Raw genomic sequence first — 12,659 nt, forward strand, 5'->3', positions numbered from 1 at the left:
ACAAAAATAGTTTATTTTTTGATATAATTCACGATTTTTTTAACAGTTCTTTTAAAATTTTATACTTTTAAACCATAAATTAGACACAAAATGTCTTAAAAATTTAATATAATTTCATTGATTTTTTATTGAAAGGAGCAAAAATGAAAGCGATGGATTTAGCGGGACACGTAGTCAATAGATGCATTGATTTGGATATGCCAGTTAGTAATTTAAAGCTCCAAAAAATGCTTTACTTTTTAGAGATAAATTTTTTAATTAATTTTGATAAAAAACTAATCGATGAAGATTTTGAAGCTTGGCAATATGGGCCAGTTCTAAAAGATGTTTACGATAAATACTCTTTTTTCGCGGCCAGCTCGATAAGAATTAGACAAGAGCCGGAAAACGATTTGCCTGAAGAGTATAAAAATTCGATTATAAACAATATCGACCATTTAGCAAAAATAGATGCGTGGGCATTAGTAGAGTATAGTCATAGAGACAACACCCCGTGGAGTAAAATATATCGCGACGGGGCAGGCAATCATCAAAAAATTCCAAATGAGCTACTAAGAGAATATGCGCAAAATATAAAGAATGAGAAAGAATAATCGTAAACCGTCCGATGTCGTTGAGACATCGGAGGTTTTTATAAAACAAGAAGACGCCGCCCCTCCCGAGCTCCCTAAAAAAGATGACGATCCGATAAAAATTTTCTTAGAAAAACTATGCGATATAGGTATAAGCAATAGCACACTAAAAGAAGAGCTATTGAGAATTTATGACAAAGATTTCCGACATAGCTATTCTGACGTAACGATGTATTTATTTAATATAACCGAAGCTGATTATTCAAAATTGGAAGCTATGGTAAGCCGCATAAATGCAATCCTTGAGGAAATAGACGACAGGGGCTTAAGAGGGCGTATTTTTAAGCTGTATGATCACTTAAATTTAGAATTAGTTAGGCTAAAATACCTACTCCCCAAGATACAAGATACCAACTCAAAAATACAAGAAGCGAACAACAAAGTCGATGATCTTACAAAGCAAACAAACGATATAAAGAAAAATGCCGAGGATATGCAAAAAAATTATATTACTATCCTAGGTATATTTGCCTCTATCGTCCTCGCGTTTGTAAGCAGTCTTGCTTTTTCTACTTCCGTTTTACAAAATATAGACAAGGCTAGTATTTATAGGCTAATTGCAGTTATATCACTAATTGCTATTTTTATAGTTAATATCCTTAATTCTTTATTTTCGTTTATTAAACAGATACATTATGGAAAAGATGATGAAAGCTCCAAGTTTAAGCCGTTAAATTTATTTAATATTATCATGTTACTTATTATAATCCTTACTGGTGTAGCATGGTATTTTTACCACCCATATGAGTATAAAACAACCACTAATAGTACGACTACTATTAATATTAACGCCTCTGATCTCGCTAACTGCCGAGCAAAGTAAAGTCGTAAAAATATCTGACGGCGACACTATCACTGTACTAAGTGGCAAAGAGCAAACAAAGGTCAGACTATATGGCATTGACGCACCTGAGAAAAAGCAAGACTACGGACAACGATCAAGGCAATTTTTGGCTAGCCTAATCGCAGGGCAAGTGGTAGAAGTAGAGCCAAAGGGAAAAGATAGATATAAACGCACACTAGGCATTATTTACTATAAAGGGCAAGATATAAACGCTCAAATGGTGCTAAATGGCTACGCTTGGGCTTACGTTAAATACTCGAGAATATATGTAGATCAAGAGAAAACAGCACGTGAGAATAAACGTGGGCTTTGGCAGAGCAGTAATCCTACTCCGCCGTGGGTGTGGAGAAAACGCTAATAAGATAAAGCCTTGTATTTAGAACATCCGTCTTGGCTGCCATAATCGCAAGCTAGTCCAAAGAATTCTTTTGCTTTTAAAATGTCAAACCTAACACCAAGCCCTTCTTTGTATGCTACCCCCACCAAGAGGCAAGATCCACCATCTTTATATTGTTTGCACAAAAGTTCATTGATTTTTGTGGCCGTTAAATAATCCTCGTCTTTTATGAGTAATTGTTGTTTAAAAATACACAAACAAGCATCATTTATTTTATCATCTGGGACAAAAGGTTGCGGCTTGCTTGCGTCGTATTTGTTAGGGCAAGCACTAATTGTATAAACTGTTAGTAAGGCCTCACTGAGATCACTTAGTGTCTTATATTGCTCTTTTGTAAAATATCCACCATCATACAATGCTTTCGCTACTTTTTCCTCATCTTGTGCGATTATAATAATTTTATAGTTTATAAAATTTTTTTCAGTATCTTTTATTTGGTTCTTAGCCTCTGCTATATAAAAAGCAGCAATAGTGTCTAACACATTTAAGATGTTAATTTTAGATACATTTTTATTCTCAAAATTTTGTTTCAGAATATTTTTATAGAGATATATGCATGAGGGGATTGTTGTCGGTTTATTTCCCTCGCATTCCTTGGCTGCAATATTCCAAAGTTCATCATCTGTAGCATTTTTATGGGCTGTTTTAAACATTGATATTTGTCTGGTCTCATATTCTAGGAGCTTATAGTAATAATCCTCACAAACTTTAGCATAAGAAAAAACAACACCAAAACATAAAACCAACAAGACTCTAAATACTGGCATTACAACTCCTTATATTTTAACAATTATATAACAATTAATTTAAAAAGTATATAACTTTAAGTAATATATTAAATAACATTAAGTTATATTTAATATAACCTTTGGTAATATTCTCTCATCGAAACAAAAAGTAGATAGGCTTCAAGCGAAAGCTGACAGAGTGAGCCTCCTGCGAGTTTTGCAGGTTAATCACGTTTCAATCTGAAGCGTCAGTGATAGGGCGAAAATCTATCACTCAACACCGACCCTGATTTAGGATAGTTTTTCACAGGGGTTTCAATAAAACGAAAAACACTAAAATAAAGTGAGTTATAATTACGAGATGAAAAATATAGAGTTGTTTGATTATTATGCAGGCATTATCTTTTCCGAGCTTATCGACGAGTTTCCGCTACCTAAAGATATAAAGGCAGCGGATATAGTAAAAAACGATATACATATAGATGAAGTAAATAAACACGTAGCTATCGTTTATTACACTTGTTTATGGCTAAAAGAAAATGGCTTTGTAAATTTAGACAACTCTTTTTCATCTCAAAAAATGGTTTCAAATGTGACCTTGACAGCCAAAGGGCTAGAGATACTAAAACAAACTCCACAAAGCATAGATGGCAAAAGCCTAGGTGATAATCTAAAGGCAGCCGTACAAACTGGCAAAGATGAGTTTATCAAACAAGCCGTAAATAAAATTTTCTCACTTTCACTTAACTTAATCTCTTAATTTTTTCTAATAAAAGCCTTGCTTGCTTAAAGCATTTCGGTTAGTTTAAAACCTAGAACAATAACGCCCTTTTTAGTCCAAAACACCATTTTTTGACTATTAGACACCCCGCCCGATTTGTCAAGGGGTGTATCATATACGCCACCTTTACCGTCGTTATACATCTCTTTGTTTTGGCTTATGGCGAGCAAGGCTTCTATTAGAAAAAGGAGCTAGAGATGAAAAAGATAATCAAGTTTTTTAAGGTGCTTTTTAGCAATGGCGGCGAGATAAAGAATATCGCCTATCTAAATATCAAAAGGGGTTAAAAATGAGCTTAAACTATGACTTAGCACGTGCCGAAAGCGATGTGGCGCACATAAATTTAGATAAAGAATACGACGAGCTAATAACTGACATCGAAGCTGTATATAGCCGCCATCGCTATACCTTTAAAAACGCCCTTGGCGAAAATAGTGGCGAAATAATTGATCTGCTTATTGAGCATTGCAAAAAAGACTTTTTCGCCTATGCAGCGCTTGTCTATGTGCTATGCGTTGAAGCTGAAATGAGCAACGATGCAGTTTTAAGTTATACGGCTACTTACCAACAAACATTGAAAAAGCTACGAGAGGAGGCCCAAAGAGATGCGATACTCCACACTAAAGAGGCTTGTTAAGTTCTATGGCAAGCCAAATATGACTTGGGGAGAATTTCAAAAAATATTAGAAAGGTTAAAAAATGCTAAGCAATAAAGAATACCACGCACGCCCTGAAATATCAAAAAGTGATCTAGACCTACTAGCACGTAGCCCTTTACACTTCAAAATGAAAAATGAGCTTAGGAGTGAGCCTACAAAAGCTTTGCTCTTAGGCTCTGCGGTGCATAAGTTAGTATTAGAGCCAAAAGATTTTTCAAATGAGTTTAGCGTAGAGCCTGATGTTGATAAACGCACCAAAGAGGGCAAAGAGATCTATAACAATTTTTTAGAAAATTTAGGCGATAAAACCTCGCTTGATCTTGATATTTTTGGCTCAGCCGTAGAAATAGCAAACTCGGTTAATTCTATGCGTGAAACAGCTATATTTTTAAAAGATGGGCTAGCCGAACAAAGCTATTTTAGTGAGATAAACGGCGTAGCGGTTAAATGTCGCCCTGATTTTTATAATGAGAAAATGGGTGCAGTAATTGATCTAAAAACAACTTCTGACGCTTCGGCTAGTGGCTTTGCTAGATCAGTAGCTAGTTTTAATTATCACGTGCAAGCAGCGTTTTACAGCGACATCTTAAGAAGCTTAGGCAAAGAGGTAAATTATTTCTTGTTTATCGCCGTTGAAACAAAAGCCCCTTATTTTGTAGGGTTTTATGAACTTGATGCAGCAGCAATAGAGCAAGGTCGCAAAGCATATCTTGAATTGCTAGAACTTTACAAATATTGCAAGAAACGTGACGAGTGGTGGGGCTATGCAAAAAAAGACGGCGACAAGATAGAGGCGGTGCAAACTTTGAGCTTGCCAGCGTGGAAATTTTACGAACAGATAGCATAAATTTAAAAGGATAGACAAATGAACCAAATACAACCAAGAGAGCAACAAGCGCGAGCTTTAGTTGGCTCAAAAATGAACCAAATTCAAACAATAGTTGGCAACGATAAGGCTAAGGCTTCAATTTTTGCTAGTGCTATCGCAAATATGGCGAATGATTATGGGTTAAGAAATTGTAGCGTTGAAAGCATAGTAAATACGGCCATGCAGATAGTCCAAATAGGACTAAACCCAAATAAACTTTTCGGACAAGCTTATGTAGTGCCGTTTAAACTAAAAAATGGTGGCGAAACCGCTCAACTACAAATAGGCTACAAAGGGCTTATTAGTTTAGGTATGAAAAACGGCTGGAAGTTTAGAGCCGTAGCGGTGTATAAATGCGACGAATTTAAGATCGAGTTTAACGGACTTGAAGATAAGATAAATTTTACACCCAATTTTGACGAACGAAGCGACGATGACGGCGACTGGGTATTTAGCCATTTAGTGGGCGTGATCGTATATGCAAAAGACAGCAACGATAATGTTTTCAGTGAGTTTGTCAGTAAGAAAAAGCTCGAGAAATTACGCTTAAAAAGTCAAAACCAAAGCAAAAAAGACAAGCTTGAGTATATATGGCTAGACTGGGCGGAGGAGATGTATAAAGCCAAAGCTCTTAAATACGTTGCTTCACGCTTACCGATAAATGATCGCCTAGCCGAAGCCGTAAGCGCGGAGGACGAGCCTATCACAAAACAAGAAACTATTACACCGCCAAAAACTGGACTAAACGAGCTTTTGGGCAGTGCAGAAAAGCCAAGCAAACCAACCATCAACCAAGAGTTGACAATTCAAGAAGCCGAAGTGTTAGATAATGCAATGCCCCACGATCTACTACAAAGCGAGCTAGTAAAACGAGGCGCTAGTGAAACAGAGGCTGAAAAATTAGTTGAGAGGTTAAGCATTGATGATGCTACTGCCTATCTAAACGACCCAAGCAGTATAGACAACCTAATAGAAAATTTAAAGGATAACTAATGAACGTAGGCTATTTTAAAAATCAAACTTTCAAAGCCCAAGACGGCAAAGAAGTAAAATTTATAGGGGGTATGATAAATATCCCCTTTTTACGCCCTATTGAGTGTGGGCTGATCCCAACTCCTGATGAAGAGCTAGCTAAAAATCAAAACGCACCAATATATAAAATCGTGCTTTTTAAGCCTAAAAAATACGAGGGGGCAAGGCAAATTATAGGTGGCATTTGGAACGCAGTAAGCAACGACGGAAAAACAAACTATTTTAGGGGGCATATAGAAACGCCTCTAGTAGCTGGCGGACGTGTTTATTTAGCATTATTTAGCCCAAAAGAGCCTAACGGACTAATGTTTGAAGCCACATGGAGCGCACCAAAAAGAAATAATAACTCCCATACTCCACAAGCTAGCGAGAGTGCAAGCGATGAAATAGATGTGAGCCAATATTGCGATAGCGATGAAATACCATTTTAAGAGGCGGTTATGACTTACGGCGAAGCAATGGTGCGACAGCAAGAAAGCCAACGTATGGAAAATGGCGTCTGGGTATTTGATGAGCTAGAGCCTTACGAGCCTTTTGCAACTAGCACTGAGGCATATAAATACTACTGCGAAAAACTAGATCGCTACTGGCTTAGCAAAATCGAGCTAAGCCCAGCTTCTAAGTTTTCAAAGCAGGACGTGTTGCAAATACTAAAAGGCAAAAATCTAAACGGAGCGAGCGATGACAACGGCTGAGATAAAAGACGCAGCTATTTTTTTGATGGCGTATTCGTTTCTGAAAATGGATAGCACGCAGGAGCTTGGACTATTCATCAATAAAAAAGCGAGCAAATTTATTGATGAGCTAATAGAGGCGATGACGCCAATAGTAGGGCACTATCACGCTTTTAAAAGGCGGATAGAAACTCAAATAAACGCTTTGGACAATAAGGCGAGCATTGCCAAGCAAAGCTTTAGCACGACAGCGCCACAGCTAGCTTGCGATCTGCTTTATTTGAGGTTAGCGCCAAACGAACGCAAAGGGCAAAGGCTGGCGCCGATATTAGCGGAGTTTTACGCGGTGAATAAAGACAAGATAGCCTATATATCAAATAAGAGTTGTGATACGAAATATCGCAAAGAGGCAGAGGATAGCCAAACGCTGGCTTATTTTTATATTGAGAATATTTGAAAGGATTGATAGTGTTTTGGAAAAAAACGGATAAAGAGAGATTAATAGGTCTTTTGGAATGGTTTTTAAGCCATGATTGGCAATTTACCAAAATAGATTATAGAAAATTAAAACAATTAAATACATTTCTTTTAAGATTTGATATAGATCCAGTATGGGTAAATTTTTCTCAGTATGACTGGTTTTATCTAAAAAACGCTGAGAGAGAAAAGCTGCTTGAAGCATACAAAAAGCTAAAGGATAAACAATGAAAGATTTTTTAAAAGAAATTTGCTACTCACTGGCGAATTTAGACGAAAGCTCTCCGCTAGCAAAATGTATCATAGCGATGCTTGCTATCGTGGGCAATTTAACACTTCTATTTACTACAATGTTTTACCTCACTGACGGGGTTATATTTTGGCGAGGGGTGCACGTGATAGCGTTGTCCTTGCTGTTAGCAATGGCAATACTATTTTTTGATACATATATTAGGAAAAATGCAGAACATAAAAACAATAAAAATTAAAGGATATATGATGAAAAAGATAACACTAGAAGAAAAGATAAAGCTTATTACAGCTTACGCAGAGGGTAAGCCAGTAGAAGTCTATGATACCATCTTTCAACGCTGGTTTGAAAAAGGCACGGATACTTGGGATTTTGATAGAGAGGAGTATAGGATAAGACCCAACTTTACACCTAAGTTTAAAGTAGGAGATGTCATTGTCTTCATAGGGGGTGTAAATACAACAGACTTTAATACCTATGAGATTATAGAGGTAAAGCAAGGGTGTTACTGGTTTAATGACATAAGTGCACGTCCCATAGAAGAGATAGAGAAAGAGTTTATTAATGTGAGAGATGCCTTATGGTACTTTGAGATTTATGACCATGTTACTAAAAAATACTCTATGCACCCTACTAGAGCAACTATGGATGAGATGGACGAAGAGTTTGGGGCTAATCACGATACGCTTAGCTGGAAGCCTATATACGCTCTTGGATTTAAACTAAAGGAGAACTAATGAAAGTAGTAACACTAGAGGAATATCTAAAGCGTACCAGCGAGATGATAACTCCTGTCCAATATATCAGAGCAGGAAAAACAATAAAACTTGTTATGATTGAACCTTGTGAAGAAGCTTTGAAAGATTTTGCTTCTATAACAAGTTATGCAGTAGATAAACTTTCTTATGACGGATGTGCAACTATTACTGCGAGGTTTGAGAAAGATTGTTGTTTATTATTTGAACCCAATGTGAAACAACTAGCAAGTGACCCATATAATGTTAGTGTGGAGTATATTCTACGGAATGTTGTTGAAGCATTTAAAGTTGAAGGGAAAACTAATGAGAAACACTAGATATAGAGCTTGGGATAAAGAGCAAGAAAAAATGTACTATGACGTAGAGCGTATCTATGATGACTGGAAAACCAGCTGTGCCTCTTTTGGAGCTATGCTAGAGGATACTAAACGTTTTGATGTTATGCAATACACTGGTAAAAAGGATATTAATAGTCGCAGAATATTTGAAAAAGATATTGTAAGTTTTTGCACACTAAATGGCGCGGAGCGGATAGGAAGGGTTAAATACTATGAGGATGGTGCAAGCTTTTTAATAATAGCTGAAGGGCGTTACGCGGAGTATCTTAATAATGTTTATAACTTAGAAGTCATAGGAAATATTCACGAAAATAAGGAGTTACTAAATGAGTAGCCCAGAGCGTGAAAAACACTTAGCCGCCCTTACAAACCTAGAAGCATTTTGCGAGGCACACAATGAAAAGATAAATTTAGTTGAGCGAATACAAGCTCTTTTATTTAAATGCGACGTCCGCTATTTACGGAACGCATTGCGAGATTTGAAAGATTACATTAAGGAGAGGAAATGAGTGATACATTTATTACGCGCGATGAAGCTTTAAAAGAGCTAGGCATATCTGCACGATCGCTTTACGACAAAGTAAAACAAGGCGCAATAATCGCCAACAAAATAAACTCCAGAGTAATTTATTATTCTCTAAAATCTATACGTGCCTACAAATCAGGCAAAGCGTCTAAGACTTGTTTTGATATAATCGCGTAAATTTAAGAAAGGGTAAAAAAATGACCGATGAAAATCTAATCAAAGCCACGTGTAAAGAGCCAAAAAACGCCAAAGTAACTCACAAGGGCGACTGGAAAATCGCGGACGACATCACGATAGAGTGCTACGTCACCGACGATAAGCGTCGTCTTTTATCTCTGCGCGGGACGGCTCGGGCTATGGATTTAAGAGGCGGAGGTAGCGGCGCATTGCTTAGAAATTTAAAAGCCGCTTGGATACAGCCTTTTTTATCGGACCATCTAAAAATATGGATTTTAGGGGCTGATACGCAAAGTTTGGGTAAAATTTCGGGTGTCGTCGGACCGGCATTTATCCCGTTTGAAGCCGAGCTATTCGTTGATGTTTGCAAAGCTTACGTTATGGCGGACAATAGGGGTATTTTAAACGAAAATCAAAGCGCGATAGCAAAAAGACTGCTCCATATTATGTCTGCATTTGCCAAAGTCGGTATCGTCGCCCTCGTTGATGAAATAACGGGCTATCAAAAAGAGCGCGAAGAAGACGAACTTCAAAAGATACTTTCTAAATACATCTCCGCCGAGTTTTTAGAATGGACGAAGCGTTTCCCCGACGAGTTTTACGAGCAAATTTTTAGGCTCAAAGGGTGGGGCGAGTTTCAAACTCACCACAAAATGCCGCAAATCGTAGGCAAGATAACAAACGAAATAGTGTACAAGCAGCTCCCCGAGGGCGTGCTTGAGGAGCTTAGAAATAAAACGCCCAAAAGCGAAAGCGGAAACAACTTATATAAATTTCATCAGAGCTTAACGCTAGACACGGGCATACCGCACCTTGATAAGCACCTAATATCCGTTATTACGCTTATGAAAGTAGCTGACGATTGGGACGATTTTATCTATCTTTTTAACAAATCGTATTCTAAAAACTATCAGCTACGATTTGATTTTGACAAGGAGAGCAAATGACCGCAGAGGAAAACATCGTTAAGCGCGTATGTAAAGAGCTAGGCATAACTCAAAGGGAGTTGGCGGAGAGGATGAAAGTAAATGAAGTCACAGTGCGACAATGGAGTAGCAAGGGCGAAGTTATGCCGAACGTCGAGGCAACGCTAAATTTGCTTTTAGAAAATCATCGCCTTAAAGCACAGCTGAAAGACCTAAAAAGCTTTGCTGAACTTATCAAGTCGCTTCAGTGACTAGCAGGAACATTTTGTTCTCACTACGCACTAAAAAGCAAAATGTAATTTAAGGCTACCGATTTTACTAAAAACCATAAAATAAAACTACAAAAACTCTTGACAAATGTAAAATAAAACTATATAATCCGTTCACAAATGTAATTTAATACTACACAAAGGAGCGGATTATGAATTCTCTACCTCTATTCCAAATAGAGAGCGACCTACTAGACACTATGGAAGTCGCCAGCAACTACGGCGTTGGCAAAAGAGCTATCACCCAGCACTTCAGCAGAAACCAAGATGAGCTTATCGAGGGAGTGCATTACCATTTAGAAACCAGCCAGCAATTTAAAACAAAGGTTATCAAATGGACTTTAGAAGGCGTATATATGCTCGGCTTCTTTGTCAAAAAAAGCAAAGTAGCGAAAGAATATCGCAGCAAAGTAGCAAAAGCCATAGCGCAGGCTAGAGAAAAGCAGCTAGCCGAAGCGAAAGAAACAAAAGCCCGTAACGTCGAGCTAGCTCGTAAATATGCAGACCTTGAAGCCTACGCTAAATTTGAAGCTAAACGCCACGGCGACCAAATCAACGGCTACAAATCCCAAATTTCGCGGCACAACGCCGTAATCGTAAAGCTTAAAACCGAATTAGCCAAACGCGGCAAGATTTACGACGCGGAAGTTATAGAACGCTACGAGCAAAAAGAGGAAAACCTGAGAGCGATGCTACATAACGCCAAAGCCGAGCGGGATTTTTACTTTAAGCGCACGCAAGAGCTAAAGCAAAAGCAAAACGTCAAAGATAGCGAAATCGTGCGAATACTCAATAAGATACAAATCCAAATGGACGGCGTTTATAGCGAGATAGGCGCGGTTATGGCGTATGCAAACGACAACGACCGCTTTTTTATAGAACGAAATCAAATTTTAAAAGGATAAGCCGTTTTAAGAGCTAAGATTGTCTAAAAAGTCACTCCACCATTGCATAAGCTTAGCTCTTGCTTTTAGGTTTTTGGCGTGATTGTATGCTTCTTTGACCTTGTTGCTCTCAACATGAGCGAGGCAAAGCTCGATAATATCACTATTGCAGCCGTGCTTGTCAATGTTTTCATTGGCGACCGTGCTGAATGTAGCCCTAAAGCCGTGTGGCGTTACCATCTCCTTGTTAAAGCCTAAATTTCTAAGCATTATGCGGATAGTATTGTCACTTAGCGGGGCAACGTTTGATTTTATGGACGGAAAAATTAATTCACTTTTTAACGGCAGGCGCTCACGATATGTTTTTAATAGGTTGATTACACTTTTGCTTAAAAATACTTCGTGGGGCTTTGCCATTTTCATCTCGTCTGCTGGGATATGCCAAAGACAATTTTCAAAATCTATCTGCGACCACTTGGCATTTCTAGCGTTTTGCCCTCTTACTGCGGTATATAGTTGAAATATCGCACACGTTTTTACTCTTAGATCCCCAAAATAATCTCTTATCGCCATTAATACGGCTCTTATCTCATCATCATTTTTTAAGTATGCAAAATGTTTTACTTCTCTACGCCCTAGTAGAGTTTTTTTATCAATATCTGCTATTATGTTGTGATCTACATACTCGTGCAATAGAGCATATTTGAAAAAGCCGTTTAGTATACTTAGCACTCTATCGGCTGTTTCTAGTTTTTCATCCTCGAGTAGTGGGCTAATAGCAAATATTATGTCTTTTCTGCTTATCTCTTTTATGTCCATTTCGCCAAGTTTTGGCAATAACAACGTCTCAAACCGCCTTTTCATCCAAAACTGCTGCTTCTCACTCAACTTACTTTTTGTTTTATACCACGCTTCAAATACTGCTTTAAATTTTGTTTTTTCTACTGTTTGTGTTAGGCTCTCGCCTTGATTGAGTTTTAATCTTAGCTCGCTTCTTTTATCCCTCGCCTCGCTTAGGCTCATTTCATCATATTTGCCCAGTGTTAGGCGGTGGCGCTTGCCATTTTCTCGAAACTCATATATGAAAAATTTTGTGCCGTTTGGCATTATTTTAATTAGCAAATTATCGCCGTCGCTGACAAAATATGGCTTCTCTTTTGCTTTGAGATTTTTAAATTGCGTGATCGTGAGTTGGCGTGATAGTTTAGGCATTTTCTACCCCTTTGGCTGACTATTTTTATTTTTTTAGCTACTTTTTTAAAGGCAATCAGCCAAAAATCAGCTAAAAAATCTTTGCTATTACTTGCTTTTTATTTCTTTTTATTGCCGTAAGTTTATGAGATAATGCTTTAAATTATTGTTAAAATCGAGATTTTATTGCTGTAATTTGCTTATTAATTCTGTGTGTTTCTTAATATGGTGGCGGGTAGAGAGAGATT

At 37.7% G+C, this 12,659-nt stretch carries 22 protein-coding genes; 20 read left to right on the plus strand and 2 right to left on the minus strand.

The annotated features are described in order from the left end of the window. Positions 1-143 precede the first annotated feature (143 nt). Genes ATCC51562_RS05250 through ATCC51562_RS05260 form a run of 3 tightly spaced genes read left to right on the plus strand, consistent with a single transcriptional unit; the run spans position 144 to position 1,834 of the window. On the plus strand, positions 144-593 hold the full coding sequence (locus tag ATCC51562_RS05250; protein ID WP_021091200.1) for a Panacea domain-containing protein: 450 nt from the start codon (positions 144-146) through the stop codon (positions 591-593). After that, positions 580-1,455 (plus strand): hypothetical protein, encoded by an 876-nt coding sequence (locus tag ATCC51562_RS05255; RefSeq protein WP_021091195.1) that lies wholly within the window; start codon positions 580-582, stop codon positions 1,453-1,455. Before ATCC51562_RS05250 ends, ATCC51562_RS05255 begins: the two co-directional genes overlap by 14 nt. After that, positions 1,376-1,834: a thermonuclease family protein gene (locus tag ATCC51562_RS05260; protein ID WP_035167409.1), complete on the plus strand. Its 459-nt coding sequence runs from the start codon at positions 1,376-1,378 to the stop codon at positions 1,832-1,834. The genes ATCC51562_RS05255 and ATCC51562_RS05260 overlap by 80 nt, the downstream gene beginning before the upstream one ends. Here the strand turns inward: ATCC51562_RS05260 and ATCC51562_RS09440 are convergent. Continuing rightward, positions 1,831-2,640, minus strand: a complete 810-nt coding sequence (locus ATCC51562_RS09440) for a sel1 repeat family protein (RefSeq protein ID WP_021091188.1) — start codon at positions 2,638-2,640, stop codon at positions 1,831-1,833. The two genes, ATCC51562_RS05260 and ATCC51562_RS09440, sit on opposite strands and share 4 nt — an antisense overlap. A gap of 322 nt (positions 2,641-2,962) precedes the next feature. Between ATCC51562_RS09440 and ATCC51562_RS05270 the strand changes: the two genes are divergently transcribed. The 17 genes from ATCC51562_RS05270 (at position 2,963) to ATCC51562_RS09720 (ending at position 11,241) form a co-directional block, all read left to right on the plus strand. Continuing rightward, complete coding sequence (locus ATCC51562_RS05270) at positions 2,963-3,361, plus strand: hypothetical protein (protein WP_021091159.1); 399 nt, start codon at positions 2,963-2,965, stop codon at positions 3,359-3,361. Between the two features lie 310 nt (positions 3,362-3,671). Beyond that, positions 3,672-4,019, plus strand: coding sequence for a hypothetical protein (locus ATCC51562_RS05275; protein ID WP_021091198.1), 348 nt, complete (start codon positions 3,672-3,674; stop codon positions 4,017-4,019). A 62-nt stretch (positions 4,020-4,081) separates the two neighbouring features. Next, positions 4,082-4,888 carry a PD-(D/E)XK nuclease-like domain-containing protein gene (locus ATCC51562_RS05280; protein WP_021091158.1) on the plus strand — a complete coding sequence of 269 codons (807 nt, stop codon included), beginning with the start codon at positions 4,082-4,084 and terminating at the stop codon, positions 4,886-4,888. Positions 4,889-4,906: 18 nt separating this feature from the next. Then, entirely contained in the window at positions 4,907-5,902 is a 996-nt protein-coding gene (locus tag ATCC51562_RS09445) for a recombinase RecT (protein WP_021091201.1), read from the plus strand. Continuing rightward, positions 5,902-6,372, plus strand: a complete 471-nt coding sequence (locus ATCC51562_RS05290; RefSeq protein WP_021091183.1) for a DUF736 family protein — start codon at positions 5,902-5,904, stop codon at positions 6,370-6,372. Before ATCC51562_RS09445 ends, ATCC51562_RS05290 begins: the two co-directional genes overlap by 1 nt. 9 nt (positions 6,373-6,381) lie before the next feature. Next, positions 6,382-6,636 carry a hypothetical protein gene (locus ATCC51562_RS05295; protein WP_035167412.1) on the plus strand — a complete coding sequence of 85 codons (255 nt, stop codon included), beginning with the start codon at positions 6,382-6,384 and terminating at the stop codon, positions 6,634-6,636. Beyond that, positions 6,623-7,072: a hypothetical protein gene (locus ATCC51562_RS05300; protein WP_021091196.1), complete on the plus strand. Its 450-nt coding sequence runs from the start codon at positions 6,623-6,625 to the stop codon at positions 7,070-7,072. Before ATCC51562_RS05295 ends, ATCC51562_RS05300 begins: the two co-directional genes overlap by 14 nt. A gap of 11 nt (positions 7,073-7,083) precedes the next feature. After that, positions 7,084-7,323 carry a hypothetical protein gene (locus tag ATCC51562_RS05305; protein WP_021091177.1) on the plus strand — a complete coding sequence of 80 codons (240 nt, stop codon included), beginning with the start codon at positions 7,084-7,086 and terminating at the stop codon, positions 7,321-7,323. After that, a complete protein-coding gene (locus tag ATCC51562_RS05310) occupies positions 7,320-7,580 on the plus strand; it encodes a hypothetical protein (RefSeq protein ID WP_021091154.1) in 261 nt (86 codons plus the stop codon). Before ATCC51562_RS05305 ends, ATCC51562_RS05310 begins: the two co-directional genes overlap by 4 nt. A 10-nt stretch (positions 7,581-7,590) precedes the next feature. Further along, a complete protein-coding gene (locus tag ATCC51562_RS05315) occupies positions 7,591-8,079 on the plus strand; it encodes a hypothetical protein (protein ID WP_021091156.1) in 489 nt (162 codons plus the stop codon). Next, positions 8,079-8,417, plus strand: a complete 339-nt coding sequence (locus ATCC51562_RS05320; protein ID WP_035167413.1) for a hypothetical protein — start codon at positions 8,079-8,081, stop codon at positions 8,415-8,417. The genes ATCC51562_RS05315 and ATCC51562_RS05320 overlap by 1 nt, the downstream gene beginning before the upstream one ends. After that, on the plus strand, positions 8,404-8,772 hold the full coding sequence (locus ATCC51562_RS09450) for a YopX family protein (RefSeq protein WP_021091180.1): 369 nt from the start codon (positions 8,404-8,406) through the stop codon (positions 8,770-8,772). The genes ATCC51562_RS05320 and ATCC51562_RS09450 overlap by 14 nt, the downstream gene beginning before the upstream one ends. After that, on the plus strand, positions 8,765-8,947 hold the full coding sequence (locus ATCC51562_RS05330; protein WP_035167416.1) for a hypothetical protein: 183 nt from the start codon (positions 8,765-8,767) through the stop codon (positions 8,945-8,947). Before ATCC51562_RS09450 ends, ATCC51562_RS05330 begins: the two co-directional genes overlap by 8 nt. Then, positions 8,944-9,141, plus strand: coding sequence for a helix-turn-helix transcriptional regulator (locus ATCC51562_RS05335; RefSeq protein ID WP_035167419.1), 198 nt, complete (start codon positions 8,944-8,946; stop codon positions 9,139-9,141). Before ATCC51562_RS05330 ends, ATCC51562_RS05335 begins: the two co-directional genes overlap by 4 nt. Before the next feature lie 20 nt (positions 9,142-9,161). Beyond that, complete coding sequence (locus ATCC51562_RS05340) at positions 9,162-10,088, plus strand: P63C domain-containing protein (protein WP_021091161.1); 927 nt, start codon at positions 9,162-9,164, stop codon at positions 10,086-10,088. Beyond that, positions 10,085-10,318 (plus strand): helix-turn-helix transcriptional regulator, encoded by a 234-nt coding sequence (locus ATCC51562_RS05345; protein WP_021091187.1) that lies wholly within the window; start codon positions 10,085-10,087, stop codon positions 10,316-10,318. The genes ATCC51562_RS05340 and ATCC51562_RS05345 overlap by 4 nt, the downstream gene beginning before the upstream one ends. 170 nt (positions 10,319-10,488) lie before the next feature. After that, on the plus strand, positions 10,489-11,241 hold the full coding sequence (locus tag ATCC51562_RS09720; RefSeq protein ID WP_021091157.1) for a hypothetical protein: 753 nt from the start codon (positions 10,489-10,491) through the stop codon (positions 11,239-11,241). A gap of 6 nt (positions 11,242-11,247) precedes the next feature. Here the strand turns inward: ATCC51562_RS09720 and ATCC51562_RS05355 are convergent, their stop codons facing one another. Continuing rightward, complete coding sequence (locus tag ATCC51562_RS05355; protein ID WP_021091174.1) at positions 11,248-12,432, minus strand: tyrosine-type recombinase/integrase; 1,185 nt, start codon at positions 12,430-12,432, stop codon at positions 11,248-11,250. Positions 12,433-12,659: the final 227 nt, after the last annotated feature.

Source organism: Campylobacter concisus ATCC 51562, assembly GCF_000466745.1.
Lineage (GTDB): Bacteria > Campylobacterota > Campylobacteria > Campylobacterales > Campylobacteraceae > Campylobacter_A > Campylobacter_A concisus_B.

What these genes read in the sequence shown, in the direction of transcription:
- ATCC51562_RS09450 (WP_021091180.1), top strand. Translation starts at nt 8,404, where the DNA reads ATGAGAAACACTAGATATAGAGCTTGGGATAAAGAGCAAGAAAAAATG.
- ATCC51562_RS05260 (WP_035167409.1), top strand. Translation starts at nt 1,376, where the DNA reads ATGAGTATAAAACAACCACTAATAGTACGACTACTATTAATATTAACG.
- ATCC51562_RS05250 (WP_021091200.1), top strand. Translation starts at nt 144, where the DNA reads ATGAAAGCGATGGATTTAGCGGGACACGTAGTCAATAGATGCATTGAT.
- ATCC51562_RS05270 (WP_021091159.1), top strand. Translation starts at nt 2,963, where the DNA reads ATGAAAAATATAGAGTTGTTTGATTATTATGCAGGCATTATCTTTTCC.
- ATCC51562_RS05335 (WP_035167419.1), top strand. Translation starts at nt 8,944, where the DNA reads ATGAGTGATACATTTATTACGCGCGATGAAGCTTTAAAAGAGCTAGGC.
- ATCC51562_RS05315 (WP_021091156.1), top strand. Translation starts at nt 7,591, where the DNA reads ATGAAAAAGATAACACTAGAAGAAAAGATAAAGCTTATTACAGCTTAC.
- ATCC51562_RS05255 (WP_021091195.1), top strand. Translation starts at nt 580, where the DNA reads ATGAGAAAGAATAATCGTAAACCGTCCGATGTCGTTGAGACATCGGAG.
- ATCC51562_RS05300 (WP_021091196.1), top strand. Translation starts at nt 6,623, where the DNA reads ATGACAACGGCTGAGATAAAAGACGCAGCTATTTTTTTGATGGCGTAT.
- ATCC51562_RS05340 (WP_021091161.1), top strand. Translation starts at nt 9,162, where the DNA reads ATGACCGATGAAAATCTAATCAAAGCCACGTGTAAAGAGCCAAAAAAC.
- ATCC51562_RS09720 (WP_021091157.1), top strand. Translation starts at nt 10,489, where the DNA reads ATGAATTCTCTACCTCTATTCCAAATAGAGAGCGACCTACTAGACACT.
- ATCC51562_RS05280 (WP_021091158.1), top strand. Translation starts at nt 4,082, where the DNA reads ATGCTAAGCAATAAAGAATACCACGCACGCCCTGAAATATCAAAAAGT.
- ATCC51562_RS09440 (WP_021091188.1), bottom strand. Translation starts at nt 2,640, where the DNA reads ATGCCAGTATTTAGAGTCTTGTTGGTTTTATGTTTTGGTGTTGTTTTT.
- ATCC51562_RS05355 (WP_021091174.1), bottom strand. Translation starts at nt 12,432, where the DNA reads ATGCCTAAACTATCACGCCAACTCACGATCACGCAATTTAAAAATCTC.
- ATCC51562_RS05345 (WP_021091187.1), top strand. Translation starts at nt 10,085, where the DNA reads ATGACCGCAGAGGAAAACATCGTTAAGCGCGTATGTAAAGAGCTAGGC.
- ATCC51562_RS05330 (WP_035167416.1), top strand. Translation starts at nt 8,765, where the DNA reads ATGAGTAGCCCAGAGCGTGAAAAACACTTAGCCGCCCTTACAAACCTA.
- ATCC51562_RS05275 (WP_021091198.1), top strand. Translation starts at nt 3,672, where the DNA reads ATGAGCTTAAACTATGACTTAGCACGTGCCGAAAGCGATGTGGCGCAC.
- ATCC51562_RS05310 (WP_021091154.1), top strand. Translation starts at nt 7,320, where the DNA reads ATGAAAGATTTTTTAAAAGAAATTTGCTACTCACTGGCGAATTTAGAC.
- ATCC51562_RS05320 (WP_035167413.1), top strand. Translation starts at nt 8,079, where the DNA reads ATGAAAGTAGTAACACTAGAGGAATATCTAAAGCGTACCAGCGAGATG.
- ATCC51562_RS09445 (WP_021091201.1), top strand. Translation starts at nt 4,907, where the DNA reads ATGAACCAAATACAACCAAGAGAGCAACAAGCGCGAGCTTTAGTTGGC.
- ATCC51562_RS05295 (WP_035167412.1), top strand. Translation starts at nt 6,382, where the DNA reads ATGACTTACGGCGAAGCAATGGTGCGACAGCAAGAAAGCCAACGTATG.
- ATCC51562_RS05290 (WP_021091183.1), top strand. Translation starts at nt 5,902, where the DNA reads ATGAACGTAGGCTATTTTAAAAATCAAACTTTCAAAGCCCAAGACGGC.